Raw genomic sequence first — 350 nt, 5'->3', positions numbered from 1 at the left:
TTTGGATCGTTGATCGTACCGGTTAGTTCAGGTGTTGCATCATTGGTGATTTCATCATTCAACGCAACGACTGGTGCTAAACCATCTCCATCAACAATTTCAGTTGCTGGGAGAGAAATATTACCTGCTGGGTCAGTCGCGGTTGCGGTAACCGTATCACCATCGACCAAGTTACCCGGATTCGGTACAGTCCATGCCCCAGTCACTGGATCAGTCGCTGCTTGGGCAATACTGCCGTCTGGGAAGGTTACAGTCACGGTTGAACCTGGTTCTGCTGTACCTGTAATTGGATCTGTCGCATTGATTGGATCAATGTCTGGTGCGTTTGGTGGAGTCAGGTCAATTGTGAT

At 48.9% G+C, this 350-nt stretch carries 1 protein-coding gene; it reads right to left on the bottom strand.

Annotation, left to right across the window (positions count from 1 at the left end; genetic code table 11):
• A partial coding sequence (locus MMP60_RS15835; protein WP_347005395.1) for an Ig-like domain-containing protein occupies positions 1-350 on the bottom strand: 350 nt, incomplete at its 3' end.

The organism is Acinetobacter sp. ANC 4805 (genome assembly GCF_022549495.1).
Taxonomy (GTDB): Bacteria; Pseudomonadota; Gammaproteobacteria; order Pseudomonadales; family Moraxellaceae; genus Acinetobacter.
This window is presented reverse-complemented; position numbering and strand designations above follow the sequence as displayed.